A 1,684-nucleotide genomic window follows, 5' to 3' on the forward strand; every position below is an offset into this window, starting at 1 on the left:
GAGGCCACTGAAAAAGTCCAACCTATTCATTGGGCCGTTGAATGTTTGATTCATCAAACATTCAACGGCCCTTTTCCTTTATAATGGAGCTATCAACGTATATAGGTGGTAACTCAATGCTCTCAAATCAAGAAACACTCAACCTTAGCCCTTATGCAGCACTCTACGATCTTGTTGTCCCAAAAGATAATATGCTTCGTCAAATCAATGAACTCGTGGACTTTTCATTCATTTATGATGAATTGAAAACAAAATATTGTCTTGATAATGGGCGTAAAGCGATCTCTCCAATTCGAATGTTCAAATATTTATTATTAAAGACGATTCATGATTTATCAGATAACGATTTAGTCGAGCGTTCTAAATATGACCTGTCGTTTAAATATTTCCTCAACATGGCCCCTGAGGAGGACGTCATTGATTCAAGTTCGTTAACGCATTTTCGTAGGCAACGTCTTCAGGACGTTAAATTGTTAGATCTGCTTATTGGGAAAACCGTTGAGATTGCGCTTGAAAAAGGAATTATTAAAAGTAAAACGCTTATTGTTGATGCCACCCATACAAAAGCGCGTTATAACCAAAAATCACCGATCGAATTTCTACGAGAGAAATCTAAAAATGTTCGCAAAGCCGTCTATCAATTGGATGCATCCATGAAACCAAAATTTCCAGAAAAGAATACATCTAACGAAATCAACGAGGAATTAGATTACTGTCATCAACTCATTTCCACCCTTGAAACCGAACCGCAAATCACCGCGCTGCCTGCGGTTAAAGAAAAGTTAAATGTCCTCAAAGAGAGTGTCGAAGATTTTAAGGAACATATGAACCCTTCGAATGATCCCGATGCTCGGATCGGACATAAAACAAAAGATTCTTCTTTTTTTGGTTATAAAACACATCTGGCGATGAGCGATGAACGTATTATTACAGCGGCCGTCATTACGACAGGCGAAAAGAGCGATGGAAACTATCTGGAGCCTTTAATCGAAAAAAGTAAGGAGTCAGGGATGACCATTGATACGGTCATTGGCGATACGGCTTACTCAGAAAAAGATAATATTACCTATACAAAAACAAATCATATAGCTTTGGTTTCAAAATTACACCCCGTGGTATCACAAGGCACGCGCAAAAAAGCATTTGAGTTTAATAAAGATGCGGGTATGTTTGTCTGCCCGGCAGGGCATATGGCTTTTAAAAAGAAATACGATGGAAGACAAGGAACGAAAAAGGTCAATCCGCGTGTAAGATATATGTTCGATGTAACGAAATGCCAAGTATGTTCCATGCGTGAGGGGTGTTATCAGGAAGGATCAAAAACGAAGTCTTATTACGTTACGATTAAATCCACAGAACATAAAGAACAGAAAGCATTTCAAAATACGGAACAATTTAAATCACTGGCAAAAACGCGTTATAAAATAGAAGCGAAGAACAGTGAGTTAAAAAACAGACACGGGTATGATACAGCATCATCTGCGGGTCTGTTTGGAATGGAGATTCAGGGAGCGACCACGATCTTCGCAGTCAATCTCAAGCGGATTCTGAAGATCCTCAACGAAAAAAGATAAAAAAGAAGGGAAAAAGGACCACTTTTTGTCAAAACGCAGACGAAAAGTGGTCCTTTTTTGCGCCAACCAGAATTCTCAGATCAAAAAATCGACAGTTTTTCAGCGGCCTC

1 protein-coding gene is annotated in these 1,684 nt (G+C 39.0%); it reads left to right on the plus strand.

The features are described from left to right. The first annotated feature begins 116 nt into the window (after window positions 1-116). The gene (locus tag AA84_RS0110740) at window positions 117-1,574 is read left to right on the plus strand and encodes an IS1182 family transposase (RefSeq protein WP_028977206.1); all 1,458 of its coding nucleotides are present in this window, start codon (window positions 117-119) and stop codon (window positions 1,572-1,574) included. The last annotated feature ends 110 nt before the right edge of the window (window positions 1,575-1,684 follow it).

This window comes from Sporolactobacillus terrae DSM 11697 (genome assembly GCF_000648615.1).
GTDB classification, from domain to species: Bacteria; Bacillota; Bacilli; order Bacillales; family Sporolactobacillaceae; genus Sporolactobacillus; species Sporolactobacillus terrae.

Bases quoted from the DNA above. Each gene is read 5' to 3' on its own strand.
- AA84_RS0110740 (WP_028977206.1), top strand. From the start codon at position 117: ATGCTCTCAAATCAAGAAACACTCAACCTTAGCCCTTATGCAGCACTC.